The 26377-nt window shown below is 62.8% G+C and carries 26 protein-coding genes; 5 read left to right on the top strand and 21 right to left on the bottom strand.

All coding sequences use genetic code 11. The features are described from left to right. Positions 1-7: 7 nt before the first annotated feature. Positions 8-622, bottom strand: a complete 615-nt coding sequence (locus tag ADN01_RS17775; protein ID WP_062417069.1) for a TetR/AcrR family transcriptional regulator — start codon at positions 620-622, stop codon at positions 8-10. Positions 623-634: 12 nt separating this feature from the next. Beyond that, positions 635-1138, bottom strand: coding sequence for a flavodoxin domain-containing protein (locus tag ADN01_RS17770; protein ID WP_062417068.1), 504 nt, complete (start codon positions 1136-1138; stop codon positions 635-637). Between the two features lie 368 nt (positions 1139-1506). Here ADN01_RS17770 and ADN01_RS17765 point away from each other — a divergent pair, with 368 nt between their 5' ends. The 4 genes from ADN01_RS17765 to ADN01_RS17750 all read left to right on the top strand — a co-directional run bounded on the left by ADN01_RS17765 (position 1507) and on the right by ADN01_RS17750 (position 5073). Further along, the gene (locus ADN01_RS17765) at positions 1507-3162 is read left to right on the top strand and encodes a DEAD/DEAH box helicase (RefSeq protein ID WP_075071329.1); all 1656 of its coding nucleotides are present in this window, start codon (positions 1507-1509) and stop codon (positions 3160-3162) included. A gap of 111 nt (positions 3163-3273) precedes the next feature. Further along, entirely contained in the window at positions 3274-4302 is a 1029-nt protein-coding gene (locus tag ADN01_RS17760) for a CPBP family intramembrane glutamic endopeptidase (protein ID WP_075071328.1), read from the top strand. Positions 4303-4425: 123 nt separating this feature from the next. After that, complete coding sequence (locus ADN01_RS17755; RefSeq protein WP_062417066.1) at positions 4426-4821, top strand: RNA recognition motif domain-containing protein; 396 nt, start codon at positions 4426-4428, stop codon at positions 4819-4821. Positions 4822-4860: 39 nt separating this feature from the next. Then, on the top strand, positions 4861-5073 hold the full coding sequence (locus ADN01_RS17750) for a cold-shock protein (protein WP_062417065.1): 213 nt from the start codon (positions 4861-4863) through the stop codon (positions 5071-5073). A gap of 748 nt (positions 5074-5821) precedes the next feature. Here ADN01_RS17750 and ADN01_RS17745 read toward each other — a convergent pair. From ADN01_RS17745 to ADN01_RS17740, 3 genes are all read right to left on the bottom strand, one after another. Beyond that, a complete protein-coding gene (locus tag ADN01_RS17745; protein WP_062417064.1) occupies positions 5822-7585 on the bottom strand; it encodes a hypothetical protein in 1764 nt (587 codons plus the stop codon). Between the two features lie 571 nt (positions 7586-8156). Next, positions 8157-8300, bottom strand: coding sequence for a hypothetical protein (locus tag ADN01_RS19770; protein WP_160318463.1), 144 nt, complete (start codon positions 8298-8300; stop codon positions 8157-8159). Between the two features lie 205 nt (positions 8301-8505). Beyond that, entirely contained in the window at positions 8506-9738 is a 1233-nt protein-coding gene (locus ADN01_RS17740; protein ID WP_062417059.1) for a DEAD/DEAH box helicase, read from the bottom strand. A 215-nt stretch (positions 9739-9953) separates the two neighbouring features. Between ADN01_RS17740 and ADN01_RS17735 the strand changes: the two genes are divergently transcribed. Further along, positions 9954-12086, top strand: coding sequence for a molybdopterin-containing oxidoreductase family protein (locus ADN01_RS17735; protein WP_147238966.1), 2133 nt, complete (start codon positions 9954-9956; stop codon positions 12084-12086). Here the strand turns inward: ADN01_RS17735 and trhA are convergent. The 16 genes from trhA to ADN01_RS17655 all read right to left on the bottom strand — a co-directional run bounded on the left by trhA (position 12083) and on the right by ADN01_RS17655 (position 26371). Then, positions 12083-12721 (bottom strand): PAQR family membrane homeostasis protein TrhA, encoded by a 639-nt coding sequence (gene trhA, locus ADN01_RS17730; RefSeq protein WP_062417057.1) that lies wholly within the window; start codon positions 12719-12721, stop codon positions 12083-12085. The genes ADN01_RS17735 and trhA overlap by 4 nt on opposite strands. A gap of 122 nt (positions 12722-12843) precedes the next feature. Further along, entirely contained in the window at positions 12844-13734 is an 891-nt protein-coding gene (locus ADN01_RS17725) for a transglutaminase-like domain-containing protein (RefSeq protein ID WP_062417056.1), read from the bottom strand. Between the two features lie 87 nt (positions 13735-13821). Next, a complete protein-coding gene (locus ADN01_RS17720; RefSeq protein ID WP_062417055.1) occupies positions 13822-14733 on the bottom strand; it encodes a GNAT family N-acetyltransferase in 912 nt (303 codons plus the stop codon). Positions 14734-14765: 32 nt separating this feature from the next. Beyond that, positions 14766-15953 (bottom strand): MFS transporter, encoded by a 1188-nt coding sequence (locus ADN01_RS17715; RefSeq protein WP_062417054.1) that lies wholly within the window; start codon positions 15951-15953, stop codon positions 14766-14768. A gap of 56 nt (positions 15954-16009) precedes the next feature. Further along, positions 16010-17362 carry a sensor histidine kinase gene (locus ADN01_RS17710; RefSeq protein ID WP_062417053.1) on the bottom strand — a complete coding sequence of 451 codons (1353 nt, stop codon included), beginning with the start codon at positions 17360-17362 and terminating at the stop codon, positions 16010-16012. Positions 17363-17371: 9 nt separating this feature from the next. After that, complete coding sequence (locus ADN01_RS17705) at positions 17372-18058, bottom strand: response regulator transcription factor (protein WP_236691036.1); 687 nt, start codon at positions 18056-18058, stop codon at positions 17372-17374. Between the two features lie 78 nt (positions 18059-18136). Further along, the gene (locus tag ADN01_RS17700) at positions 18137-18826 is read right to left on the bottom strand and encodes a phosphatase PAP2 family protein (protein ID WP_062417052.1); all 690 of its coding nucleotides are present in this window, start codon (positions 18824-18826) and stop codon (positions 18137-18139) included. Between the two features lie 96 nt (positions 18827-18922). Then, the gene (locus tag ADN01_RS17695) at positions 18923-19867 is read right to left on the bottom strand and encodes a 2-dehydropantoate 2-reductase (protein ID WP_062417051.1); all 945 of its coding nucleotides are present in this window, start codon (positions 19865-19867) and stop codon (positions 18923-18925) included. A gap of 42 nt (positions 19868-19909) precedes the next feature. Further along, the gene (locus ADN01_RS17690; protein ID WP_062417050.1) at positions 19910-20707 is read right to left on the bottom strand and encodes a M55 family metallopeptidase; all 798 of its coding nucleotides are present in this window, start codon (positions 20705-20707) and stop codon (positions 19910-19912) included. A gap of 49 nt (positions 20708-20756) precedes the next feature. Continuing rightward, positions 20757-21527, bottom strand: a complete 771-nt coding sequence (locus ADN01_RS17685; protein WP_062417062.1) for a sulfite exporter TauE/SafE family protein — start codon at positions 21525-21527, stop codon at positions 20757-20759. A gap of 141 nt (positions 21528-21668) precedes the next feature. Continuing rightward, entirely contained in the window at positions 21669-22883 is a 1215-nt protein-coding gene (locus tag ADN01_RS17680) for a M28 family peptidase (RefSeq protein WP_062417049.1), read from the bottom strand. 111 nt (positions 22884-22994) lie between these two features. After that, on the bottom strand, positions 22995-23483 hold the full coding sequence (locus tag ADN01_RS17675; protein WP_062417048.1) for an ASCH domain-containing protein: 489 nt from the start codon (positions 23481-23483) through the stop codon (positions 22995-22997). Beyond that, entirely contained in the window at positions 23480-24049 is a 570-nt protein-coding gene (locus tag ADN01_RS17670) for a hypothetical protein (RefSeq protein WP_062417047.1), read from the bottom strand. The genes ADN01_RS17675 and ADN01_RS17670 overlap by 4 nt, the downstream gene beginning before the upstream one ends. 122 nt (positions 24050-24171) lie before the next feature. Next, on the bottom strand, positions 24172-25017 hold the full coding sequence (locus ADN01_RS17665; RefSeq protein ID WP_062417046.1) for a DAK2 domain-containing protein: 846 nt from the start codon (positions 25015-25017) through the stop codon (positions 24172-24174). Positions 25018-25037: 20 nt separating this feature from the next. Then, on the bottom strand, positions 25038-25559 hold the full coding sequence (locus tag ADN01_RS17660) for a LysM peptidoglycan-binding domain-containing protein (RefSeq protein WP_062417045.1): 522 nt from the start codon (positions 25557-25559) through the stop codon (positions 25038-25040). A gap of 101 nt (positions 25560-25660) precedes the next feature. Then, a complete protein-coding gene (locus ADN01_RS17655; RefSeq protein ID WP_062417044.1) occupies positions 25661-26371 on the bottom strand; it encodes a B3/B4 domain-containing protein in 711 nt (236 codons plus the stop codon). Positions 26372-26377 lie beyond the last annotated feature (6 nt).

The following is a 26377-nucleotide window of genomic DNA, read 5'->3' as shown; positions in this document are numbered from 1 at the left end:
CCCAGGCTCAGGCCTGAGTCCCGCGCACAAAAATTTGCACCAGCGCATCCACGGCTGTTTCATGGGTGTACGCGCCGGACGGCGAAAACGACCCTTCAAACAAGTTTTCCAAAATCAGTTGGGTCGAAAACAAACTGTCAAAAGCCATCACCAAAGCCTCGGGGGCCACATCGGCGCGCACCACACCGGCTTCTATCTGGCGCTGAAAAAAGTTCCGCAGGCGGGCAAAATTGCCGCTGCCTCCCTGCACCATGGCCTCGCGCAGCTCCGGCACGTTGCGCGCGTCACAGATCAGCACGCGCAGGATATCCATATGCTCCAGCGTGTCGCGCATCTGGCGCACCGCCATGCGGCGCACATCTTCGGCGTACTCCCCACACAGCTCGGTTTCAAAAGTGGCCGCAAAGCCGCCGGCGTTCATAGTTTCCACACAGGCCGAGAGCAGGTTCATCTTGGTGCCAAAATGACGAAACAGGGTAACCTCGTTCACGCCTGCTTCCTGGGCGATGGCGCGGGTGGTGGTTTGGGCGTAGCCGACACGGCCAAAGAGAGTCAGGGCCGCCTGGATGATGCGCTGGCGGGTGTCTTCCGCCGGCCGCTCGCTAGTTTTTTGCACATTCATGGTTCTCCTCCCTCAGGAAAAAAGCACCGTTCGCGCCGTTTGCGCCCAGGCCTGCAAAGTCTGCGGGCTGGCCGGCTCCCCGTTTTCCTGGGGGATCATGCGCGTCAGCAGGCGCTCAAAGAAGTTCAGTCGGGCCGTATCGGTACGCCCCACAAAGAAACCTTCGCAGCGCGTCTGGAGCAAAGGGCGCACCTTAACCAAATAAGCCTCACGCTGCACGCGGCTGGCGGCGTCGTCACCGCGGTTTAAATCGTGCACCGTGAACAGCGCCGTGGGGCGCTGAGCCAGGGCAGCCTGGTGACCTTCTACAAATTTCTGCGCCTCAGCCAGCCACTGACCAAAGCGCACGCTGCTGCCCAAAATCACGGCGTCGAAGCCGTCCAGATCGCGCACATCCTGCATCTTCAGCACCTGCACGCTGTCCGCGGCAAACGCCGAGGCCTGGGCGAGGATTTGGGCATACTCAGCAGTCACACCGGTGCGGCTGGCGTAAGCGATTAAGATACGATGGGACATGATGACCTCCTCAGATTCGTTGCTGCAAGCAAGTACTTGCATGTTAGTTCTTGCACACAGTATACCGCGCCCTTGTATGTATGTAAGTGATTACTTGCATACATTCCAGATGACATTCTTCCCGGCCTTGCGCGCCAGCTCGATTCGCTTAATTTTTCAAAGCGTGGTATACTACCCGCCGCGATCTCAACAGAGAGATCAACGTATCTGGGAATTGTTTTGAGACTTCCGAATGATTGCCCGACGTAAGCTTGGTCGGGCTTTTTTGTCGCAGTCAGCGCACCTCCGCGAGGAGCCGCTCACACTCTGCGGCAGCTTGGGCAGAAGTCGGGAACATCAAAACAATTCATGAATTTTGAGGAGTTTTGATGACAACCGATTTTACCCAACTGTCCCTGCACCCGCAGCTGGTGCAGGCTGTGACCGAGCGCGGCTACCAAACCCCCACGCCCATCCAATCCGCCCTGATTCCGGTGATGCTCACCGGCAAAGACGTCATCGGCCAGGCCCAGACCGGCACCGGCAAGACGGCTGCTTTTGCCCTGCCTTTGCTGAACAACCTGGAACCCGGCCAGTCTTACGTTCAGGCCCTGGTGGTGGTACCCACCCGCGAACTGGCCCTGCAAGTGGCCGAAGCCGTAACAGAATACGGTCAGTTTTCACAGGTGCGCGTTTTGGCTGTGTACGGCGGCGCCCCCTACCGCCCGCAGATTAACGAACTGCGCCGCGGTGTGGACATCGTCGTGGGCACCCCCGGCCGCCTGATTGACCTGATGAACAAAGAAATCCTCGACCTGCGCCGCGTGCGCACGGTGGTGCTGGACGAAGCGGATGAGATGCTCAACATGGGCTTCATCGAAGACATCGAATCGATCCTGGCTGCCACACCCTTCACCCGCCAAACCGCCCTCTTTTCCGCCACCATGCCGGCCGAAATTCGCCGCCTGGCCGAAAAGTACATGAACGACCCGCAGTCCATCACCATCCGCCGCGAACAAATGACCGTGGAGACCGTGGACCAGCGCTACTATCTGGTGAACGACAGCGACAAACTGGCCGCCCTCACCCGCCTGTTCGAGGTGGAAGACATCACCAGCGCGCTGATCTTCGTGCGCACCCGCAATGAAACCGGCGAGTTGGCCAACGCCCTCACCCTGCGCGGCTTCCCTGCCGAAGCCCTCAACGGCGACATGAACCAGGAATCGCGCGAACGCACCATGTCCCGCTTCCGCCAGAACCTGATCACGGTGCTGGTGGCCACGGATGTGGCCGCCCGTGGGCTGGATATTGACGACATTTCGCATGTGATCAACGTGGGCCTGCCCGAAGACGCCGAATCTTACGTCCACCGCATTGGCCGCACCGGGCGCGCCGGGAAAACCGGCACCGCCATCACCCTGCTCACCCCGCAGGAGCGCCGCCGCCTGGGCTATATCGAACACTTCACCCGCTGCAAGATCAAACGCGGCACGCTGCCCTCCGAAACCGATATCATCGCCTACCGCGAAAAACAGCTCATGGATAAAGTGGGCATGTGGCTGCGCCGCGGGCGCTGCCTGCATGAACGCGAGCTGATCGAGGCCCTGGTGGCCGAAGGCAACGACCCCCTGGCCGTGGCGGCCGCCGCCCTGAAGGTGGCCCGCGCCGACGAAAAACAACGCCCCATCGCCGCCATCACCCCGGTGGTGGAACCCCTGCCCGTGGAGCGCACGCGCGAACGCACCGGCGCCAGCCGCGGCGGCCCCGGCCGTCCGCAGCCCCGCGCCTGGAACGATGCTGCCTCTCACGAGCCGGGCATGGTGCGCCTCAGCCTCAACCTGGGCCGCAAGCACGGCATCGGCCCGGCCGACATCGTGGGCGCCATCGCCCGCCACGCCGAAATCCCTGGCTCGGCCATCGGCAAAATCCACATTCAAGAGAAAACCTCCCTGGTGGATGTCCCTGAAGCCCTGGCCGACCGCGTGATGGCCAAAGCCAGTGAGGTGCGCATCCGCCGTATGGCCATCGCCATGCAGCGCGCCTGAAAGCGCCTCCGATCCCCTCAGCCTGTTTCCCCTGGTTTTCGACCCGCCGTTCCCGTCAAAACCAGGGGTCTTTCTTAACCTTGTGCCCATGAAACCAAAGGAGACCCACCCATGAAAACGATCTTCATCAACCCTCAAGAACAGCGGCTGCGCGCCGGGTGGCGTTTGCTCTTGCAGCTAGTCGCCTTTCTGCTGATCACCTTCCTGGTGCAAATCCCCCTGGGCATCCTCCTGGCCGCTCTGCCCAATCTTACCAGCGGCAGCAACTTGTGGCTGCAATTCCTGCTGCGCCCGCTGACGGGGCTGATCAGCCTGGCGGCGATGGGCTTCAGCTATTGGCTGGCCGCGCGCTTCTTCGACCGGCGTCCCGTGCGCGATTTCGGTTTTCATTTCAGCCCGCGCTGGTGGAGCGACTTTGGTTTTGGGCTTTTCCTGGGGGCCTTCCTGATGGCCCTGGTCTTCGCCGTGGAATATGCCCTGGGCTGGGTCACCATCACCGCCGTGCGCTACCACGCCTACACCGGCATCCCCTTTGGGCTGGGTCTGGCCGCCTCGCTGCTGTTTTACATCTGCGTCGGCTTTTATGAGGAAATGCTCTCGCGCGGCTACCATCTGCGCAACCTGGCCGAAGGCTTTAACTTCGGCCGCCGCTCTCCCAAAACCGCCATTTTCCTGGCCTACGTGCTGTCCTCTTCGATCTTTGGCCTGCTGCACCTGTTTAACCCCAACACCTCGCTCATCAGCACGTTCAACCTGATCCTGGCGGGTATCTTTTTGGGCTTTGCCTACGTGCTCACCGGTGAACTGGCCATCCCCATCGGTCTGCACATCACCTGGAATTTCTTCCAGGGCAGCGTTTTCGGTTTTCCGGTCAGCGGCGGCACGCCTTCGGTGGCCTGGCTGGCGCTGCGTCAGGGCGGCCCCGACCTGTGGACGGGGGCAGCCTTTGGCCCCGAAGCAGGTCTGCTGGGTCTGCTGGCCATGTTCCTGGGCATCCTGCTGACGGCTGGCTGGCTGCGCCTGCGCGGGCAGCCCCTGGCCGTGCAAACCCGCCTGGCTGAGTACCCATCTCCGGCGACTTCCATGCCAAAGAGGGATGAATTTGAGGAAAATTTGGGCAATATTAACCATTTAACTTAAATTTGTGTTATAGTACACGAGCCTTGTTCGTCTCGTGTTGCGTTGAATCACCGCCGGAACAGTTCAGGTTCGGCGGTGTTTGTTTACAGACGCAGCCTGTCAAACCTCAGGAGAGGATGAAAGATGGAAGTAAAACTGTATGTTGGAAACCTGTCATACAACACCACAGCGGATGAACTCCGCACGGCGTTTGCTGAGGCAGGGACGGTATCGTCTGTCGATATCATCATGGATCGCATGACGGGAACCTCGAAGGGCTTCGCCTTTGTGCAAATGAGCACCCAGGCCGAGGCGGAAAAGGCTATCCGTATGCTGAATGGTTACCGCCTGGGCGGACGCGAGCTGAAAGTCAGCGTGGCGCGCCCTAAGGAAGAAGGCGGGTCGGGCGGCTTCGGCGGCCCGCGCCGTTCAGAAGGCGGGTTCGGGCGTCGCCCTGGCGGCCCCGGTGGGAATCGAGATAATCGCGGCGGGCGCGGCGGCGGAGATCGACGCGGCGGCGGCGGTGGTTACTACCAGTAAGTCACACAATTTTTTTAATTTCACAAAGGATAAAAAGCAATGTCAGAACGGATCATCGGAACGGTTAAGTGGTTCAATAACACCAAGGGTTTTGGTTTCCTCTCGCAGGACAACGGCGCGGATGTGTTTGTTCACTTCTCCGCCATTCAGAGCGACGGCTACCGCAGCCTCGAAGAAGGCCAGAAAGTGGAATTCACCATCGAAAAAGGCCCCAAGGGCCTGCAGGCGTCGAACGTCACCATCGTTCGCTAATCACTCTATCAAAATCACGAACACCCCGCCTGAAAATGGCAGGGTGTTTTCTTTTTAATCCGTGCCCTATTTCCGGGGAGGGGCCGGGCACGGCGAGGCCGTTGCAGAATGTGATTTAGGTGTAAACCGCCGTGCCCCTACGGGCACGCGGCCTGGGTTGGGACACGGCGAGGCCGCTGCGGGATGTGATTTAGGTGTAAACCACCGTGCGCCCACGGGTACGCGGCCTGGGTTGGGGCACGGCGAGGCCGCTGCGGGATGTGATTTAGGTAAAAACCGCCGTGCCCCTACGGGTACGCGGCCTGGGTTGGGACACGGCGAGGCCGCTGCGGGATGTGATTTAGGTGTAAACCGCCGTGCGCCCACGGGTACGCGGCCTGGGTTGGGGCACGGCGAGGCCGCTGCGGGATGTGATTTAGGTGTAAACCGCCGTGCGCCCACGGGCACGCGGCCTGGGTTGGGACACAGCGAGGCCGCTGCGAAATGTGATTTAGGTGTAAACCGCCGTGCGCCCACGGGTACGCGGCCTGGGTTGGGGCACGGCGAGGCCGCTGCAAGATGTGCTTTAGGTGTAAACCGCCGTGCCCCTACGATGGTCAATGGCGTTCGCGATGACATGCCCGGGCGGGGCTGCCTGCTGCGTGCGATGAAACAGGGCTTCTTCCCGTCCTTCCTTGGCGTCCTTCGCGCCTTCGCGGTTTAAAGACAGCGTGGGCGTTTGGCGCGTTTCAGCAAGACAAACGGCACCCTACCCGTCTTCACCCTTTAATATCCGCAGCAGCGCCTGGGCCGCCTGCTCAGGCCCGCTCCGCTCCATCCCGCCAATCCCCAACTGTGTTCGCATCTGCCCCACAAACATGCCCTGGGCAAAAAAGGCCTCAAAAAAGGTCTGGGCCAGTGCGTCATAGGCTTCAGGGTACTGCTGAGGGCCAAACACATTGGCGAAATACGAGCGCACCAGCCCCGTGGTAGTGGTGGTACCTTTACTCATCACCGCTCCCTCGCGGAACACCGCCAGGGCCTGTTCGGGGCTTTCAAACCGCTCCACAGCAGCGTGCTGCGCATCCACCGCCTCGTAGTTGTTCGCGTACAGCACCATATCCACCGCAAAGCCGCGCATGATGGTCTCGTAGGTGGTCACCGGCAGCACCGCACGCGCATTCACCTCCGCCGGGCTCATAATGATGGTGCGGTCAATTTGACCAAAGGCATAGCCGGGCTTCAAATCATCCAGGCGCACGAAGGCCCCGGTCTCGGTTCCGTAGCCCAACACCCGCCCTTGCCCGTCCATGCCCAAAGAGCCCATATCGTCGGCGATAATGGTGATATCCTCCAGCTCATCACTGCCCAACGTGCGCAAAGCTTCCAGCATTTCAGATTTGCCCGCGCCGGTGTCTCCCAGGGTCAGCACCGTAAAACGCCCGTGTCCGCGCACCGCCAGGTTGATCAGCGCGCCGTGGAAGGGCATTTTGCCCAGCTTGATCATCTTAATATTGTGCAGGGTCAGGATCATCTTTTTCAGATACCCAAAATAGCCAAACTTGGGGCTGTCGGGGATAGCCGCCACCAGTAAGTCGTGCGCCGGATCGTCATAAAAGATGGTCTGCCCTGCCCCCAGGTTGGGGAAATCCTCTTCGGGGACGCCGAATAAAAACACCGCATCCGGCTTTTGATGCAGGGCTTCGTCCCCGGCCAACTCGAACAGGTTCGCCAGGGTAAAGCCCAGCTCGAAATACCGCAGTGAGAAGTACACCATCACCAACAGCGGCCCCACCTTGGCCGGGTAACACAGCCAATTATTTTTATTCAGAGTCAGCGCTTCTAACGGGTTCCGCGCCACCCGTTCAAAAACCCCAGAGCGTTTGTTCATGGGCGGGTTGAAGATCAACGGTGGGTAAATCAGCACTTGCCGAATCACCGGTATCGCGTTCAGGCGCGCCGCGTACAACTCAGGATAATGGATATCTTTCGGCAGCGCAATCGTGGCAATTTCTGCCCCGGCGCTGACCTGGCGGTAAATATTGGGATGGTTGCCGGTGATGTTCTCCTGGGTTTCGCGGTAGGTGCTGCGCACCAGATGGGTCAGCGTTTCCACGGTGCTGTTAAAGGTGCGGTAGGGGCGCTGGTCAAAACGGTCGCCCGCTGAGTCGCAGATCACCAGACGCTGCATCCCGCGCCAGGAGTTATAGAGATGTTCCACAAAATCATTAAAAAGCACCGGATCGCGAAAGAAGGTCTCGGCGCCTTCCACCACCCTGGGCACCAGTCCGCCCGGAAGCTTCACCAGGAATTTCAGCGTGCGCACCAGCAGCAGCAGATCCGCGCTGCGCACTGGCGTCTGGGGGAAAATTCCCAGCAAAGGGGAGTTGCGCCGCTCCAGCTCCGCCACGGTGCGTTTGAGAATATCCAGAAAAAGCGGGCTGCTCAGCAGGCTTTCCGGGGTATCGCAGATTCGATCGCGGATTCGCAGGATGACCTTACCGTCAATGATCTGGTGGGTTCCAATTTCCATTTCGGGCCTCCGGGCATAAATTCGTTCCATTTTAGCCGATTTTGTGTGTTTTGGAACAAATTGCTGGGAACAGGATTGGTGGTGGGGGCGTCGTCCCGGTTGGGGCACGGGCACGCGGCCTGGGTTGGGGACGGGCATACGGCCTGGGTTGGGGACGGGCATACGGCCTGGGTTGGGGCACGGCGAGGCCGTTGCGGGATGTGATTTAGGTGAAAACCGCCGTGCCCCTACGGGTACGTGGCCGGGGGGGGACGGGCACGCGGCCTGGGTTGGGGCACGGGCACGCGGCCTGGGTCGGGGACGGGCATGCGGCCTGGGTTGGGGCACGGGCACGCGGCCTGGGTTGGGGCACGGGCACGCGGCCTGGGTTGGGGACGGGCATACGGCCTGGGTTGGGGCACGGCGAGGCCGTTGCGGGATGTGATTTAGGTGTAAACCGCCGTGCCCCTACGGGTACGTGGCCGGGGGGGGACGGGCACGCGGCCTGGGTTGGGGCACGGGCACGCGGCCTGGGTCGGGGACGGGCACGCGGCCTGGGTTGGGGCACGGCGAGGCCGTTGCGGGATGTGATTTAGGTGAAAACCGCCGTGCCCCTACGATGGTCAATGGCGTTCGCGATGACATGCCAGGGCGGGGCTGTCTGCTGCGTGCGATGAAACAAGGCTTCTTCCCGTCCTTCCTTGGCGCCCTTCGCGCCTTCGCGGTTTAAAGACATTGAGGGCCCGCCTCTCGCACTGAGAGCCCTACAGTCTGGGTTGGGGCACGGCGTGGCTGTTGCGGGATGTAATTTAGGTGAAAACCGCCGTGCCCCTACGGCAACCTCCGCGCCTTCGCGGTTCCCTCATCGGGGCGTCACAAAAACAACACCCGCCTCCAATCAACAGAGGCGGGTGGTCATCACAACACCAAATCATCAGGGCCTACGGCGTTCTGCGCGCCTGCGCGCGCGCCGCGGGCCGGGGGGCACGCCGCCCCGCCGCGTGTATATGCGTCCGGGTGGGGGGAAGGGACGGCTTCACCTCTGGCATCACCGCCACGGTCTCAAAACCAGCCAGCTTCTGCCGTTCCAACGGCTTACCCAGGGCACGCTCAATGCTGCGCACCATCTGCGAATCTTCCGAGGTGATCAGCGTGTAGGCTGTGCCTCGCGCCGCCATGCGGCCCGTGCGCCCAATGCGGTGGGTGTAAGCCTCCACTGTATCGGGGATATCGTAATTGATCACGTGCGAAATCCGCGAAATATCAATACCGCGTGCAGCGATATCGGTCGCCACCAGAATGCGCACCTTGCCGGTGCGAAAACCGTCCAGGGCGGTTTGACGCTGGCTTTGCGACAAATTGCCGTGCAGGGCTGTGGCCGAAAGGCCGGCCCGCGTCAGCTGACCAGCCACCTTACGGGCGCGGTACTTGGTGCGGGTGAACACCAGCACCTGCCCCGCATCCACCCCGGCCAGCAGGCCCAGCAGCATCTCGGATTTTTGGGTCGAATCCACCGGATACACCGCGTGGCGGATGGTTTCGATGGGGCGGGTGATGTTCACCTCCACCGTCACCGGGTCTTTCAGCAGATCGGTGGCAAAGGAGCGAATTTCGGAGGGCATGGTGGCCGAAAACAGCAGCGTCTGGCGCTGGGCAGGCAAAGCTGCCAAAATGCGGCGGATGGACGGCATAAAGCCCATGTCAAACATTTGGTCGGCTTCGTCCACCACCAAAATTTCCACCGAGCGCAAATCCACTGCCTTTTGCGCCATCAAGTCCAATAAACGCCCGGGGCAGGCCACCACAATTTCCACGCCCGATTTGAGCGCGCGAATTTGAGGCTGCGCCCCAACCCCGCCGTAAATGGTGACACTGCGCAGTCCCGTCTGCCGTCCCAGCGCGGTGATGGCCGCGTGAGTTTGTTCGGCCAGTTCGCGCGTGGGTGAAAGGATCAGCGCGCGCAGCCGTCCGCGCGGTCCGCGCAGTAAACGCTGTAAAATCGGCAGGCCAAAGGCCGCCGTCTTGCCGGTACCGGTCTGAGCCAGACCCAAAACGTCCTTACCCGCCAGAATGGGGGGGATCGCCTGAGATTGAATCGGGGTGGGGGTAATATATCCCGCCTGAGTAATGCCCGCATGGATCTGCGGGTGCAGAGAAAACGCTTCGAAATTCACAACACATCCTTATCCGCGCATAAATTGAGCCGCGCGGGGCGCGGCCTGGGGTGGTGATAACCTGATAAATTTTATCGGATTATACCCGCGGTCAGTCGAGTATACCACGAAATGCGCATAAATCCACGGCTGTGTCAAATCTCGCCTTATGAGCGAGAGGCGCACACGCCCCCAATGCTCTCCCAAAATCGACTCATTCCACGTACAATAGGGGCTTGAAAACCATCTCCCCCCACCCCCAGGATGCCCCCATGACCCACACCCTCCCCACCTTTTGCGGTAAAGACTGCGGCGGCGACGCTTGCCCGCTCTCAGCCGTCCTCGAAGAGGGCCGCGTCACGCGCATCATCAACAACCCCGCCGGGGGTAAGTACCTGCGCGGCTGCTGGCGCGGCCACCACCAGTTGGAGGCCCATAACGCCCCCGACCGGCTGCTGCATCCCCTGGTGCGGGTGGGGCCGCGCGGCTCGGGTCAGTTCCGCCGCGCCTCCTGGGACGAAGCCCTGGATCAAATTGCCGCCGCCCTGACCCAGGTGCGCAGCCAACACGGCCCCCAGGCGGTTTTATCCCTGGCCTCGGCGGGCTGCACCGGCGCCCTGCACGGAACCCACGGCCTGCTCACCCGCTTTCTGCACCTCTTCGGCGGCTGCACCGAGCTGACCAGCAATTACAGCAACGGAGCGGCCAGCTTTGTACTGCCCTATCTGTACGGCGATGCCTGGCGGCAGTCCGGGTTTGACGCGGCCACCCTGCAGGTTTCGCAGATGATCATCCTGTGGGGGGCCAATGTGCTGGAAACCCGCCAGGGCACCGAAGTGCCCATGCGCCTGATGGAGGCCAAAGAGCGCGGCGCTCAGATCGTGGTCATTGACCCCCGCCGCAGCGACACGGTGGCCCAGGCCGCCACCTGGTGGCTGCCCTGCCGCCCCGGCAGCGACGCCGCCCTCATGCTGGCGGTGCTGCATGTGCTCTTCAGCGAAAACCTGGCCGACCGCGCCTTCATGCAGGCCCACGCGGTGGGCATGGACGCGCTGGAACGGCACGTGCTGGGGCTGGACGGCGGCCCGGCGCGCACCCCAGAATGGGCCGCACCCCTCTGCGGGCTGCCCGCAGAGGAAATTGCACGCTTTGCCCGCGCCTATGCCGCCGCCAAACCCGCTGCGCTTTTCCCCGGCTACTCCATTCAGCGCGTCTTCGCGGGCGAAGATACCTACCGCCTGACCGCGGCTCTGCAAATCGCCACCGCCAATTTCGGCGTGCTGGGCGGCTCCACCGGCTCCATCAACAGCCGCCTGCCCGCCCCGCGCGTGGGCAGCCTGCCCATCCAGCGCCGCCCCCACACGCCCTCCCTACCCATCCTGCGCTGGCCGGATGCCGTACTGCAAGGCCGGAGCGGCGGCTACCCCAGCGATCTGCACGCCATCTACGCCCTGGGCGGCAATTTCGTGAACCAGGGCGCGGACGTACACAAAAACTGCGCCGCCTTTGCCGCCGTGGATTTTGCCGTCACCCACGAAATGTTCCTCACCCCCACCGCCCGCTGGTGCGACGTGGTGCTGCCCGCGGCTGGCCCCCTGGAAAAAGAGGATATCGGCATCCCCTGGCTGGGCAACTACCTGCTCTACAAATCCCAAATCGTGCCGCCCCCCGGCGAGGTGCGCACAGATTACGACATCTTCTGCGCGCTGGCCGAACGGCTGGGCTTTGGGTCTGAATTTTCCCAGGGCCGCAGCGCCGCCGAATGGGTGGAGCTTTTCATCCAGGAATCCGAAATTCCCGACCCCCAGGATTTCCGGCGCACAGGCATTTACCTGGCCCCCAACCAGGAGCGCACCGGCCTGGCCGAATTCAGCGCGAATCCTCAACGTCACCCCCTGCCCACCCCCTCCGGCAAGGTGGAAATCGCCAGTCCACGCTACGCCGCAGACACCGGCTTTCCGGCTGTCCCCACCTACCAGCCGCCCCCCGCGGACCCGCGCTTCCCCCTGCTGCTGCTCACCCCCAAATCACGCTACCGCACCCATTCGCAGGGCAGCAACCTGCCCGCCGTGCGTCAGCGCGCCGATGACGCCCTGGAAATGCACCCCGCGGACGCCGCGGCCCGCGGACTGCGCGAGGGGGATAGGGTGCGCCTATTTAACCCCAACGGCGCAGCCCGCCTGCGGCTGCGCCTGAACGCTGAGATGATCTCCGGGATCGTAGTTTTGCCCGAGGGCATTTGGTTTGAGCTGGACGAGAACGGTGAAGACCTCGCCGGTTCGGCCAACCTCTTCACCAGCACCCAGGGCACCGCCCCCGCCGCCGCCTGCATCATGCACGCCGTGGGGGTAGAGGTCGCCGCGGGCTAAAGCAGGAAGGGCGCCACGTAAGCGGCCACCACCACCAGATGGCTGAAAGCCCCCAGCATCACAAAAATATGCCAGATCTCATGAAACCCGAACACCCCGGGGAGGGGATCTGGCTTTTTGAGGATATAAATCAGCGCGCCCAGGCTGTAAAACACGCCCCCCAACACGAGCCACACGATGGCCGCGGCCGGCATGGTCGCCAGCATCTGCCGCACCGCCAGAATGGACAGCCAGCCCATCAGCAGATAAATCCCCGCCGTTACCCAGCGCGGCGCGCGGATCACAAACAGCTTGACCACAATCCCGATCAGGGCCATGCCCCAGATGGTGCCCAGCAGGCCCCAGCGCCAGATACCGCTGAAGAAATGCAGGCAGATGGGGGTGTAGGTTCCGGCGATGAGCAGGTAGATGGCCGAATGATCCAGCTTGCGCAGACGGCGCAGGGCCGTCTCAGACACGACCGCCAGATGGTAGCTGGCGCTGGCCGAGAACATGCCCACCAGGCTGAGGCCGTAAACCGTCAAAGCCATCTTGCCGCCCCAGCCGCCGGGGTGAATGACCAGCATCCAGACCAAAGCCGCCGCCGAAACCACCGCCGAAAACGCATGGGTCAACCCGTTCACTGGTTCGCGCATTGCACCGCTCCTAAGCTGCCGTCGTTGTCCAAAATGTTTGCCGCCCCTGAGTGTACCATCAAATCACAAAGATCAAAAACTCCCCCGCGGGGGGGGAGTTGAAAAAACACACAGCATACGGCTCATTCCTGGGCGGGCGGCAGCTCCACCGGCAGCATCTGCCCGTTCACGTAACTCAAAATTGGGTTCTCCACCCGGAAGCGCGCATCCGTCTGGTAGCACTGGCGCACAGCTTCTGCATCCGGCACATCCCCGGCGGTCAGCGCCGCGGCGGCGTCCAGGGCTGCCAGGTCGCCGGGGTCGTCCACAGTCCGCGACAGGATCACCCCCCAGCAGTCCCAGGGGAGCAGCTCCACCTTGTTCAGCGAGGCCAGATCGCGCACCAGGTTACCGCGCACAAACCCCAGGCCGCGCATATCAAAAATGCCGAAATGGTCGGGGTTTTCCTGCCCGGAGCGGCACAGCTGCCAGGCATGCCCGCCCACGATGAACTGGTCGCGGGGCACGTCCAGCGGATTGAAGTTGATTTGGAGCGTGCTGCTCTGGAAGGCATCCAATTGTGGATCCACCAACACCCAGCGCGCGGCAGTTTCATCCCAATATTCCGCCACCCAATGATCCTCAAAGTGGTTGGGCTGAAAATAAGTGGCAAAACCACAGCGGGCGCGCGCGGGGATGCCCGCATGCCGCAGGAGAGAGGTCAGCAGCACAGAATGATCGCGGCAGTTACCGATCAACTTCTGATCCAGCGAACGCTGCTCCAGCAGGGGCCGCGGGTCCAGCTCCAGGGTGCGTTCCAGGCGGCGCGGGATGGTGCGCAGCTGAAGCTCAGCCGTGCGTTCCACCGGGACCTTGTAGCCGTAGCGTTCGGCCCAGAAAACGTGGAGGGTCACATTCTGAACAACCTTGACCAACTCCGCCGCCGAAGTGGGCAGGGATGCATACAGGGAGCCCAGCGGCCCCGGATCCGAAATGCGGCCTTGCTGCGTAAAGTACGTCAGGGTAGGGTTCATACACACTCCTTTCGAAGCGAATGATAACACGTCCGCATCCAGGCGCTTCCCCCGGCCAGGGGGTTCCTTCCTGGTCAGCTGGGCAGATTATACGGATCCAGCCTCAGCCGGAAACGGATGAGAGAACCACAGCACCTCGTAATCCAGTTCAAAACCGGCGGCCTCGGCCGCCCGGCGCATGCCCGTGTTTTCACTGGTGGTGCCCAGGCGCACGCACACCGCCCCGCGCGCCTGTAAGGCCGCGGCCCCCGCGCACAGCAAGGCTTTGGCCAGCCCCAGGCGCTGAAAATCGGGGTGAACGGCCACGGGGTCGGTGTAACCCACCATCTGCTCGCCCGCCGGGCTGAGCGAGCCGGTGCAGTAGGCCGCCAGGCGCCCATCCCCAGCCTGCACCACCCAATCCAATTCGGGGCAGTATTCACTGGTGTGCATGGTGGCCAGGCGGTCTTCTTCCGTCATCTGCTCGGTGCCAAAGGCCGCGCGGTGCAGCGCCACCACCGCCCCCACCTCTTCCTCCCCCGCCAGGGGGCGCATAAGGAAGCCTTCGGGCAGTTGAGGGGCCTGCGGAGGGGTGTTCAGGCGGTGCACGTAGTGCACGGTACGCACCGGGCTGTCCGCAAACCCGTGGCAGCGCAGCAGGGCAATGCGCTCCGCCGCACTGCCGCGGCAGCTGGAATCCAGCAAGTTCTCGTCCCCCTCTTCCACCGGCAGTTCCGCGGCGCGCGCCAACCCCCAGCGCACCATCGCATCCCCCAGCCCGGGCTGCGGGCGGTATTCAAAATGCAGATTGCGGTAGTCATCCACCCAGGCATAGCCTTGCAGATCGCCGCGGTCGTCTTCCCACAGCTGAATCCAATCGGCTGCGTCGTGCTGGGCCAGGAATTCTTCAAAATCCACCCGCCCCGGAAAGTCGCTGCGCTGCTGCGGCGGGCGCACGGCCGCCTGCAAAGCCAGAATCCGTTCCAGATCCTCTTCCCCTTCGTACAGCCGTGTTTTCATCGAATCCTCTCCTGATTGCAGTCTGACAGCGTTTACACCGCCTTTTGCGGCAGGCGAATACGCAGGGCTGCGAAGAAATTGACCGCGGCAATCACCATGCCCATGATGAACACGTATTGGTAACCAAATCGGTTCCAGATGACTCCACCCACCAGGGCGATGGTGATAGAGAAGATATGATCAATGGTCACCGCCGTGGTCAGGGCGGGCTGCACGTCCTGCGGCTGCACGGCCACTTTTTTCATGTAGGTGGAGCGAGCCATGTTGACCGACATGAGCGAGTAATCCAACAGGTAACACACGCATGCCGCCCAAAACGCCGCCTGCTCCGACAGAAAATTGGGGCCAAACCCGTACCCAAAGCACACCCCCACCAGCAGCACCGCCTCGCCCGCCAGCACAAAGCGCTCGCCCAGTTTGTCAATCATCCAGCCCAAGAGCGGCTGGAAGAGGATGCTGATGATACCGCCAATCATCAAAAGCTGCGCCAAAAGCTCGGTGGGCTGCTGAAAGACAGTCACCAGCACCCACGGCGCAAAGGTGATGAAGAGCTGCTTGCGCGAGCCGTACAGCACCGCCAGAAGGTAGTACAGCCGGTATTCGCGGTGCAGCCGCAAATACACCCCAGCGGGCTGGGCTTCTTCTTTTTTCATCCTGAACATGAGGACCGCCGCGATGACGAATCCTGCCGCGGCCAGCGCAAAGGTCATTTGAAAGGTAAGCCCCAGGTAGCGAAAGCCCAAAAATACCAGGAAGCTGCCCAGAATGGTGGCCAGGTTGCGCAGCGCGTTCAGCTGCCCCAGGCGCCGGCCGGTTTTGCCCTCCGCCGCCAGCTCCATGCCGATGGTGGAGGATACCGGCATGAAGACGTGCTGCCCCAGGCTGTAGATAAACAGCCAGATCACCAGCAGCAGGTAGCTGGGGGCCGCGAAACCGATCAGGATGCAGCCCACGCAGCTGAGCAGCAGCGAAACCGCCCCCAAACGCCGGCTGCAAAGGAACCACATGCCTGCCGTTACAAACACCACCAAAAAGCCGGGCAGTTCGCGCGGGGCCTCCAAAAAAGAGCGCTCAAACCCGCTCAGGGCAAAGCGCTCGTTCAAGAAGTTATTGAAGGTGGAGTCGAACAGGCTGTAGGCCACGCCCATGACAAAAGAAGCCAGGGCAAACAATTTCAATTCACGGGAAGCATGTTGGATGCGCAGTGTGAGGGCGGTCATAATGCCCCCATTCTATCACAGCCCCCGCCCCGCGCCGCTTCGGACCAGGATTCTTTTCAGAGCCGCGCGGGCATCCACACGATAAAAGTGCTGCCCTGGCCCAAGCCGGGGCTTTCGGCCCGAATACGCCCGCCGTGCAGTTCCACCAGCGACTTGGTGATGGCCAACCCCAGACCCGATGCGCTGTTCTGCCGGGCCGAATCGGCACGGTAAAAGCGCTCAAAAATCTGCGGCAGGGTCTGGGCGTCCATCCCTTCGCCCGTGTCGCGCACGCGCAGCTCCACCCCATCCTCCGCTGCCCGCGCGCTCAAAATGATCTCACCCTCCGCCGGGGTGTGGTGCAGGGCGTTGCTGACCAGGTTATCCAACACCTGCTCCATGCGCGCCGTGTCAGCCCACATCTCCGGCAAAGGCTCCTCCGCCACCACCCGCAGCTGCACATGCTGCTGGGCGGCCTGGTGCTGAAAAGCCGCCGCGGTCTGTTCCAGCAGCAAACGAGGCTGCACCGCCTGGGGCTGCATGGACAGCTCGCCCGCATCGGCCAGCGACAGCGTACGCAGATCTTCGACCAGATGGGTCAAATGGCGCACTTCTGAATACATGACCTCATAGCGTTCCGGGCTGGGCGGCAGCACGCCGTCGCGCAGCGCCTCCAGATAGCCGTTGAGCACCGTCAGCGGGGTGCGCAGGTCGTGGGCAATATCGGCGGTCATCTGCCGCCGCAGGTGGTTGGCATGGGCCATCTCCTGGCTCATGTGGTTAAAGGCCGCCGCCAGCTCGCCCAGTTCGTCCTGCGAACGCACCGGCACGGTCTGGTGCAAATCGCCCTGAGCCATGGAACGGATGGCCTGGGTCAGTTCGCGCACGGGCCGGGTGAGGGTACGCGCCAGGAACACGCCCAAAACCAGGGCCGCCACGGCCGACCCCAGCGCCGCCAGCCACAGCGAATTTTGCAGGCGGCGCACATATTCAATCTCGCGCGGCTCCAGGCGGGGGTTGCCCAGGCTGTACACCGTGCCCACCCGCTGGCCGTTCACCACCACCGGCGAAGACTGCATCATGCCCATCATTTCCATCATGCGCATGCGCTGTCCGGTCTGAAAATTGCCCGAACCCACCACCACATTCTGATTCAGATCCACCAACACAAAGCGCGGCCCGCGGCCCACCTCCGGCGCACCCGCGGGTAAGGGCGGCCCGTTATGCAGGGTCTCAGACGCCCCGGCCCAGGATCCGTTCTCCGCGTAGTACTGCGCCGCCGCGGCCACGAAATTCTCGGTGGCCTGCTGGCTCACCAGGCGGTCAAATTCGCGCGAGGTGGCCAGGCGCGAAAACAACCCCACCAGGAGGGCCGCCACCACGCTGATCAACAAAAATGCCAGGGTCAGTTTGAGAAAGAGAGAGCGCATCGTATCCTTTTACCGATCCGAACGAAAACGGTAGCCCACCCCAAACACCGTTTCAATATACACAGGCTGCGAAGGGTCCGCCTCAATCTTGGCGCGCAAATTGCGCACATGCACGTCAATGGTGCGCTCCACGCCCTCAAAGGCGCTGCCCTGCATGCGTTCCAGCAGCTCCATGCGCGTGAAAGCCCGCCCCGGCGCGCCCATCAGCACCGCGAGCAGGTCGAATTCCGAAGGGGTCAGGTTCACCACCTCCTCGCGCACTTTGACCACGTGGCTGCCCTTATCCATCATCAGGTCGCCGCTGCGCAGCACCTCGCTGGCAGCCGCGCTTTCTTTGGCCGCCCGCCGCAGCACCGCCTGAATCCGTGCCGCCAGTTCGCGCATGCCAAAGGGCTTGGTAACGTAATCATCTGCGCCCAGCTCCAGCCCCAGCACCTTATCCGATTCTTCCATGCGCGCGGTCAGCAGAATGATGGGCGTGTCCTTCTCCTTGCGGAAGGCGCGCAAAAAATCATAGCCGCTCATCTCCGGCATCATGATGTCCAGCAGGATCAAATCTGGCTTTTCGTGACGGGCGGCATACAGACCCTGCTGGCCGTTTTCCGCTGTCACCACACGGTAATTCTCCTGGGTCAGGTAATCCTTCACCAGCGTACGCACATTGGCTTTATCATCCACCACCAAAATCGTTTTCACGCGCCTTTCCTCCTCCACCGGCTGCATGTTCCGGCTGTACTGATTGTATTCTACAATGCCGGGCAAGAAAAGCACTCCTTAACGCGACTTGACGTTGACGCGGACCGGCTGCAAACTCAGCCCTGTCACCTCGGCCGTCTGCCGGGCCTGCTCGGGGAAGAGGGCCGTGCCCAGGCGGTAAGCCCCCCAGGCCAGCGCCGCCCCGCCCAGCGGGTCGGGCAGGTTGTGCTGGTGAGTAAAGAGGGTAGAAAGCACCACCACCGCCACCACCCCGGCCCATACCCAGCGGGTCTTGGGATACCAACGCGCCATGAACAGCCCTAACAGCAGGGTCTGAAAGACATGCCCGCTGGGGAAGGCGTTGTACAACTGATCATTGGCATACACAAAGCGCAGCAGATCCCAGGCCCAGCCCGCGCCCTCCAGACTGGGGCGGATCACATAGGTGGGGTAAAAGGCATAAATCAGGGTGGCCGTGCCCAAAGCCAGGAGCGAGGCGCTGATGAAAGCGCGAAAACGCTGCCCCTTGACCTTCCACACCACCCAGGCCAGCCCCAGCCCCCACAGCGGCAAAGCCAGCAGATAGGGGACCGTCCAGGCGGGCCATAAGGGGATCCACGCGTCCCACACGGTGGTCAGTTCCGTGCCGCCGGTCAGATTCTGGTTCAACGGAAAATACAAAAAAGCCACAGCAGCCACCAGGCCGGCCCAAATCAGACGTTGGGCAGCCCCATCTTTATTTTTGAGCAGTTCACCACTTTGAATCATACTATCCTCCAGACAGGTCATGCAGCAACTGTCTGAAGGATAGCAAAAGGGTGTTCAGATTCGGTTTAGATGTTCTTAGGGTTTTCGGTAGGTTGGCTACAGGCTGAATTCCAGCTCGCCGCGCGCGCGCAGTTCACTGGGGCGCAGGCTGGCGTACAGGCTGGTGCACACCGGCACGGCCACACCCGCCGCCTGACCCAAATGCACCACCGCCCCCACCAGCGAATCCAGCTCGGAGCGCCGCCCGGCGATGACGTCGCGCTGCATGGAGGCCGTCCCGCCCGCGGGCTGGGTATCCACGAAGGTCATGGCGCGTTCCACCGCCTGCTCATCCAGCACAGCCCCGTAGGCCGCCGCCACCGCCCGCGTCTCTTCCATGCAGGCGCGCAGCATGGCGCGCGTCTCCGGCACACTGCGCAGAATGCCAATCGGCGCGCGCGCGGCTGCCCCCACGCTGCCAAAGGCGGCGATCATCAGCAATTTTTCCCACAGCGCCGCCTGAATGTTATCGGTCAATTCCGCGGCGATGCCCTGCGTGTTTTTCAGCACCGCATACAGACCCTGCGCCCGCGGGCTGATCTTTCCATCCAGTTCGCCAATCAGGAACTGGGCCGGGCCGCCGCCGTGCACCACATGTCCGGGAGCCACCAATTCGGTGAAGAGCTTCACGATCCCGCCCAGCATGTGCCCCATCCCCAGGATTTCGCCGAACTGCTGCGGGGCTTCCACGCCGTTCTGCACGGTCACCACGAGGGTCTCTGGCCCCACCAGCGGGCGCATGGCTTCCGCCGCCTGCGGGATCTGCCAGGTCTTGACGCAGGGGATGACCACATCCACCGGCCCCACCGCTGCGGGGTCGTCCGTGGCGGTCACCTGCGGCAGGACGAAATCACCCTTGGTGCTGTCCACGCGCAGACCGCTGGTCTGCAGGGCGCGCAAATTCTCACCGCGGGCGATGAACACCACCTCGTGCCCGGCCTGGGCCAGCCGCCCGCCGTAATAGCCGCCCACCGCTCCCGTTCCATAAATCGCAAATCGCATTCTAGCCTCCTGTTTGAGCCGCTGCTGCTTTTGCCGCCCCGCTTACAGGGTGAAAGACACCAGGCGCAGCACATCAAAATAGTCGTCGCTTTCAAAGCCGATGGTGTGCGTGTCCAGCAGGCGCGCGCCCGGGTAAAACGAGCTGCTGTAGGCGTGGCGCATCTCTTTGTAGCGTATCTCCACCGAGAAATGCTTGGGCAGCTCCAACCGGCATTTAGACAGGTCGCCCGCCAGGGCCTGCTGCACCCCCGCGCGGATTTTTTCCAAAGCCACCTGCGGATGCAGATTGATGGTCGAGTCGCCGCAGCCGCTCTTCACCGCCACATGCGTGATGGCCGGGATCAGCGCGGCAGCTTCTTCGCACAAACCTTCATCGCCGGAAACAAACACCACCGGCACGCCCGCCAATGCGGCCGTGTAGGCGTTGAGTATAAATTCGGAGGCATACAGGCCGTTGATCTTAATCGTGCTGACCCGAAGAGAAATGGTGTGCGAAAGCGGGTTGGCCGCCGAGCCTGCACGGGCATGGTAGCCAATCATCACCGCCGCCTGGAAGCTGCCGTCCAACTGCTCCATCATCATATACGGGTGGCCGGCCCAGCCGCGCACCAGACGCGTCTGCTCGGGGAGCGACCCGGCGATGATGTTGCGGGCGGAGTGATGCGCGTCGCGCACCCATACCTCGCTGGCCCCAGCCTGCAGCGCCCCTTCACAGGCCGCGGCCACCTCGGCGGTCATCTGCTCGCGAAAGTCGGAGTAATCGGGGAATTTGATCTCGGTTTCGTCCCAATGGGTAGTGCCGGTGACGCCTTCAATGTCAGCGCTGAGGTAAATTTTCATGGTTTGGCTCCTGAAAAGGATGGGGGATAGGATAATTATACGCCAGGCCTCAGCGCAGCAGGTACACCAGGGCCACAATCACCCCAATGGTCACCACCACGCCGCGCAGCACGGCGGGCTTCACCCGGCTGGCCAGTTTGCCGCCCAGGGTGCCGCCCACCCAGGCGCACACCGCCATCACCAGCGCCGCAGACCACAGCACCTGGCCGGAGAAGACAAAGAACACCGCCGCGGCGATGTTGACGCTGAAAGCCACCGCCTGCTTGAGGGCGTTTAACTGCGTCAGAGGTTGGCTGAGCAGCAGGCCCAACACCGCCAGCACGATCACGCTCAGCCCGGCCCCAAAATAGCCGCCGTAAATGGCCGCCAAAAAGACGGCCGCGGCGGCCCACACCCCCAGCGAAGCCGGTTGGGCGCTGCTGCCCGACCCCGTCCGCCGCAGCAGCCAGCCGCGCAGCGGATCAGCCGCGGCCAGCAGCGCACAGGCCAGCAGGATCAGATACGGAACCAGATCGCGGAACAGGCGTTCACCCGTGTTCAGCAGCAGTACCCCCCCAAGAATGCCCCCCAGCACCGAAGCCGGAACGTACAGCCACAGGCGCTGTTTTAGCTCTTTAAGGTCTTTCCACTGCGCCAACGTGGCCCCCAAATACCCCGGGCACAGCGCCACCGTGTTGGTGACGTTAGCCACCACCGCCGGAACCCCCACCGCCGTCAGCATGGGGAAGGTGATCAGCGTGCCGCCCCCCGCCAGCGCGTTCACCATCCCCGCCGCCACCGCGGCGATCCCAATCCAAACGTATTCCCAGCCTTCCAGCACCATGTTCGCAGCCGTCCCTTCGGTGTGCAGGTTTCCCCTTGCGGCTTAGTATACCCGTTTTTCGGCCCGGCTCCCCCACAAAAAAACCCGCCGAGGCGCGCGGCCCCGGCGGGTGGGTGTGAGAAAAAACGGTCTCGCGGGTTATTCCGCGGCGGCTTCCGGGCGCATCCAGCCCAGCGGCCGGGCGTGCATGCGCCGGACGATATCTGCCGCCAGTTGGGCGCATTCCAGCAGGCGCGGCGGGTGCACCCAGCGCAGGCTGTCGTCGTGCTGGTGCGAATACAGCCAGATGGCGCGGCTGCTGAAGGCCAGGGCGGGGACCCCACGCATGGCAAAGGTGCTGTGGTTGCTCTGCGGCCAGGGCTCCACCCACTGCACCGCCGGGTAGGCGCGGCTGACCGCCTCCACCTCGGCCTGAAACTCCGCCGAGCAGGTAAAGCTGGCCAGCGAATTGACATCCACAATGTGCCCGGGCCCGTCAAAGTTGATCGCCATCAGCACCCGATCCAAAAAGCCTTCGCCGCGCCGCTCCAGATAGGTGTCGTCGCCGATGGGCAGATACTCCTCGTTGGTGAAAGCCACCAATTCCAGATTGCAGTCCAACACGTCTTCGCGCAGCAGTTCCGCCGCAGCCAGCATGGCCGCCACGCCCGCGGCGTTGTCGTTGGCGCCGGGGGTGTCCACCTTGGTGTCGTAATGGGCGCACAGCACCAGGGTTTCGGGGCGCGTACCCTGGCGGCGGCCGATGATGTTGGCGGTCGTGCCGCGGCCGCTCACCGTGCGCAGCCGCACCTCAGCGCGTTCACCCGCGTGCAGCAGCACCACCCGCCCGCTCTCGGCCGGCAAGGTGGCGGAGGGCAGCAGGAATTCCCAATCTTCAAAAATACGGTTGGTGGAGCCTGGGGCGGCCTGCACCGCCAGGATGACCGCGGGCGGGTTGGCTTCCAGCAGCTCCAAAATGCGCCGGTCGCGGTCTTCGGTCAGGAACCAGGATTTGGCCGAAATGGGCGCGCGGGTCAGATCCCCGTACAGCACGGCGATCTTGCCGCCCAAATCCGCCTGTTCCAGCTCCGCCAGGGTGCCCACCGCCGCCAGTTCCGCTTCCACCGCGCAGCTGGGGGAATAGGGGTTGGCGTACACGGCCAGTTCCTGCCCGGCGGCTTTCAGGTACTGCTCCTCCACCGTCCAGGAGGGGATTTCAAATCGCTGTTCTTCCACTTCCAACCCTAACGCCCGCATTTCATCGGCCAGAAAAGCGGCCGCTGCCAGATTGCCGGGCGTGCCCGAATGACGGCATCCGATGGCGCCTGCAAGCATGTTCAGGCGCTGTACAATTCTTTCCTCGACAGAGGTCATGGGGGTGCTCCTTCAAGGTCTGCTGGGGGAAATCCGGTTTGCGCAAAGCCGGTGAGAAAAACCGACCTCAAGCTTAACCGCGCCCGCCGCGGGCGTCAACCGGCCAACTGGCTAAACTTCACCTGCCCGCCACACCAGTCGAAAGCGCTCACACAGCAGCGGGGCCTGGGGGGTGAAGGTGCGCCCCAGGGTCTGGCATTCGCGCGTGAAGTAGCGCCAATGCCCCTCGCGCCAGGATTGCAGTGAACGGTCGTCTTCGCCCTCCTCGGCGGCAAAAACAGCGTCCACATCTTCGTAGGCCCGCTGCCGCAATTCCACCGTCTCAATCAGGGCCATCACCCGCCCGCGCCCGTCCAAAATCAGGCTCAAATCCCCCACCTGGGGCATGGGGTCCACGCCCATCTCGTAGCCCCACATCAGCGAACAGGTGGCCGTCTTGATCCCCGCGCACACCAGCCCGCCCAGTTCATCTGCCATTTCGGGGGAATCGCCAAAGCTCCACGCGGCCGGCAGCGGGCGCGCGCGGTGGGGGTGGTCGGGCGGCAGCGCAGCCAGATAGGTCTGCCAGGCGCGTTGGATATCGTCTTCGTCGGGGTTCATGGTTCTTGCCTTTCTTGGGTGGATGTTTGTGCGCGGGTCAGCAGGTCCCAATCGCTGATTTCTTCCAGATAGGTCAGCAGGTGGACGTTTTTTTGACCTTTCAATTCCTCGCGCGCCGCAGCGCGCAGTTCCCCCAGGGTCAGCCCCTGCTCCTGGGCAAATTTCTCCAGTTGGGGCAAAATGTCGCGTTCAAAACGGCGCTTGCGGGCCGCGTCGCGCAGGCCGCCCAGGGGAATAGACATGACCAGGAAGGTCAGGCCCGCCAACAGCAGGCCCACCAGCCACTTGCTCCAATGCGGCTCCCCTGCCACGGAGATGCCCAGCACCACCAGCGGAAACGCCGCCCAGCAAATCAGCAGCAGCCAGGCCAATGCGCTGTTGAGGGATTCCAACTGCTGGTGCGCGGCCCGCAGCCACGCGCGGACGGCAGCCTGCCGGTCTGCGCGCAGCGGCTGACCGCAGTGGGCGCACAGCCATTCCTCCGGCGCGCAGGGCGCGCCGCAGCGTTCGCAGATCCGGCTGCCGGCCTCTGACGAACTCTCATGGGCTGAACTTGCAAAGGGCATCCATTTCCTCCTGAATCAAATTTGCCTGGTACTGGGATGATTGTACCTGAGGTTGGGCCAGACGGCGGGAAAAAGAAAGCCCCCCTCTGGAGGAGGGGGGCTGGGGGGTACAGTTTTACAGCCTATTTGGCCATTCCGCTTAAGGCTTGCAGGAACGATCCGATGACCAACTGGGTGGACTGCTGGCGGTGGGGGGCTGTGCCCATGCCGCTGCCGGCCAGGAAGGCCTGCAGCAGTGCCTGGGCGTTGCTGCCGCCCTGCTGTTTGGCGGCCATGTAGGCCATGCCCGCGTTGAGCAAATCACCCATATCCAGGCCGTCCTGAGCGTTGGACTGCGTGCCAGAAGAGCCGGTCAGACCGCCCAACAAAGCGCCCAGCATATCCGCGCCGCCCGCGGCAGGGGCCTGGGGCTGGGGCGCCTGGGCAGTTTGCCCGCCCATCAGCCCGCCCAATAACTGGCCGAGCAGTTCGTCGCCGCCCGCGGCCGGAGCCTGGGGCTGAGGCGCCTGGGCAGTTTGCCCGCCCATCAGCCCGCCCAATAACTGGCCGAGCATGTCGTCACCGCCCGCGGCCGGAGCCTGAGGCTGGGGCGCGGGTGCGGGGGTTTGCGGCTTGGGGGCCACCTGCCCGCCCGCGATCAGCGTTTGCAGCAGCTGCATGGCCCCCTGGGCATCCACCTTTTTGCCTTTGAACTGCGCGGCGGCCTGGTTCAGACCCTGGGCATACAAATGGCCTGAACTGCTGCGGGTGCTGGCCTCTAACTTTTTGGCAGCATACGCCATCGCCGTGCTGTCTGCGCTGCCGCTTTTTTCCTGCAGCGCCTCGGTGATGGTTTGAAAGGTCTGCACCATGTTGGTGCCGTGATCCTGATTGTACACATCCGCCTGGTTCAACCCCTGCTGGTTTTGCGCCAGGGTTTGCGTCACCGTTTGGAAAAGGCTTACCAGATCAACGCCAGAATTTGTCATGCTCTTGTTTCTTTCCCGGCTTACTTCAGTTCTTCGGGGAGCGGCGGGATTTCGATTTCCAGCCCGACGCGGATATCATTGGGATGGTTGCCGATGATGCCCTTGTTATGTTCGTAAATCAGCCGCCAGTAGGGTTCGGTGAACTTGCCGTAGTGCTTGAGGGCCAGGCTGGCATAGGTGTCGTCCTTGGTCCACACATGCTTAATCACCGCAGCGGCAGCAGCAGCGGCAGCAGCTTCAGCGGCCGCTTTTTCCGCGGCGGCCTTTTCGGCGGCGGCTTTCTGCTCGGCCAGGCGCTGCTGCTGCAGGAGCATACCCTGGCGCGCGCGCTCTTCTTCCGCTTTCTTAGCGGCATCCAAGGCAGCTTTCTTGGCGGCTTCGGCTTCTGCTTTGGCTTTCTCGGCCTCAGCCTGGGCTTTTTCCAACAGCGCCTTGGCTTCCGCCGCTTCGGCAGCGGCTTTTTCCGCGGCAGCCTTCTCGTCGCGGTTGGTCAGGGCGTCCACAGCCCGGTCGAAAATATTCTTCTTTTTCTCTTCAGCCATTTCAGTCTCCTTGTACTACGCTAGGTGAACGTGCTTGGCTTGATTATACAACCATTGTGACATTGTCACATGTAAATATGCCCTCAGATGTCTTTTTTACCTTAAATTTCCATTTCTGGCTGCTGCGCGCTCAGCACCGCCCAGCGGGTTTGCCCGCCGCAGTAGGTTTGCACCCAGGCGGCCACCTGTTCGCAAATGGCGTGCACCTGTGCATCCGTCACCAGGGCCAGCGCGTCCACGTTGAATTCCACCGTTCGCGTTTCGGCTGTCACCAGGGTGTGTTTGGCCTGCCGCCAGGTCCAGCGCCGTGTCAGCACCGTATCGCCCTCGGCGAAGATCATCTCACCCGCCGCGGGATGTTCCAGCACGTCCGTGCCAAAGGGTTCAAAGTTCTCGTCCCCGCGGGCCAGCCGCAGCGAGAGGTCCCCACGCACATCGTCCAGGGCATGCGCCCCAATGGGCAGCATGTAGTGGATGGACGCCAGTGTGCCGATATCCACCAGGGCAGAAATCAGCGGCAGGGCGTCGCCGCGCAGCACACGCCGCACCAGAGCCTCGACCGACGGGCGAAACTCGCTGGGTTTCATGCCCGCGGCACGGTAGGCCTCACGCCAGGCCGCTACAGTGGGGTCTTCTAAGAGCGCCTCCAGGCTCAGCCGCGCGCGCAGGGCCTCTTCCGCGGCGCGCAGCTCCGTCACCAGCCCCGCGGGGGCCGGGGGATTCTGCACGTCCAGCGCCGCCACCACCCCGCGCCGGTAGCCGGGGAAACGCGTAAAAACCTGGGGGTCAATGCGATAATACCGATGGGTCATCTGCGC

The sequence above is a fragment of the Levilinea saccharolytica genome, from assembly GCF_001306035.1.
Taxonomy (GTDB): Bacteria; Chloroflexota; Anaerolineae; order Anaerolineales; family Anaerolineaceae; genus Levilinea; species Levilinea saccharolytica.
This window is presented reverse-complemented; position numbering and strand designations above follow the sequence as displayed.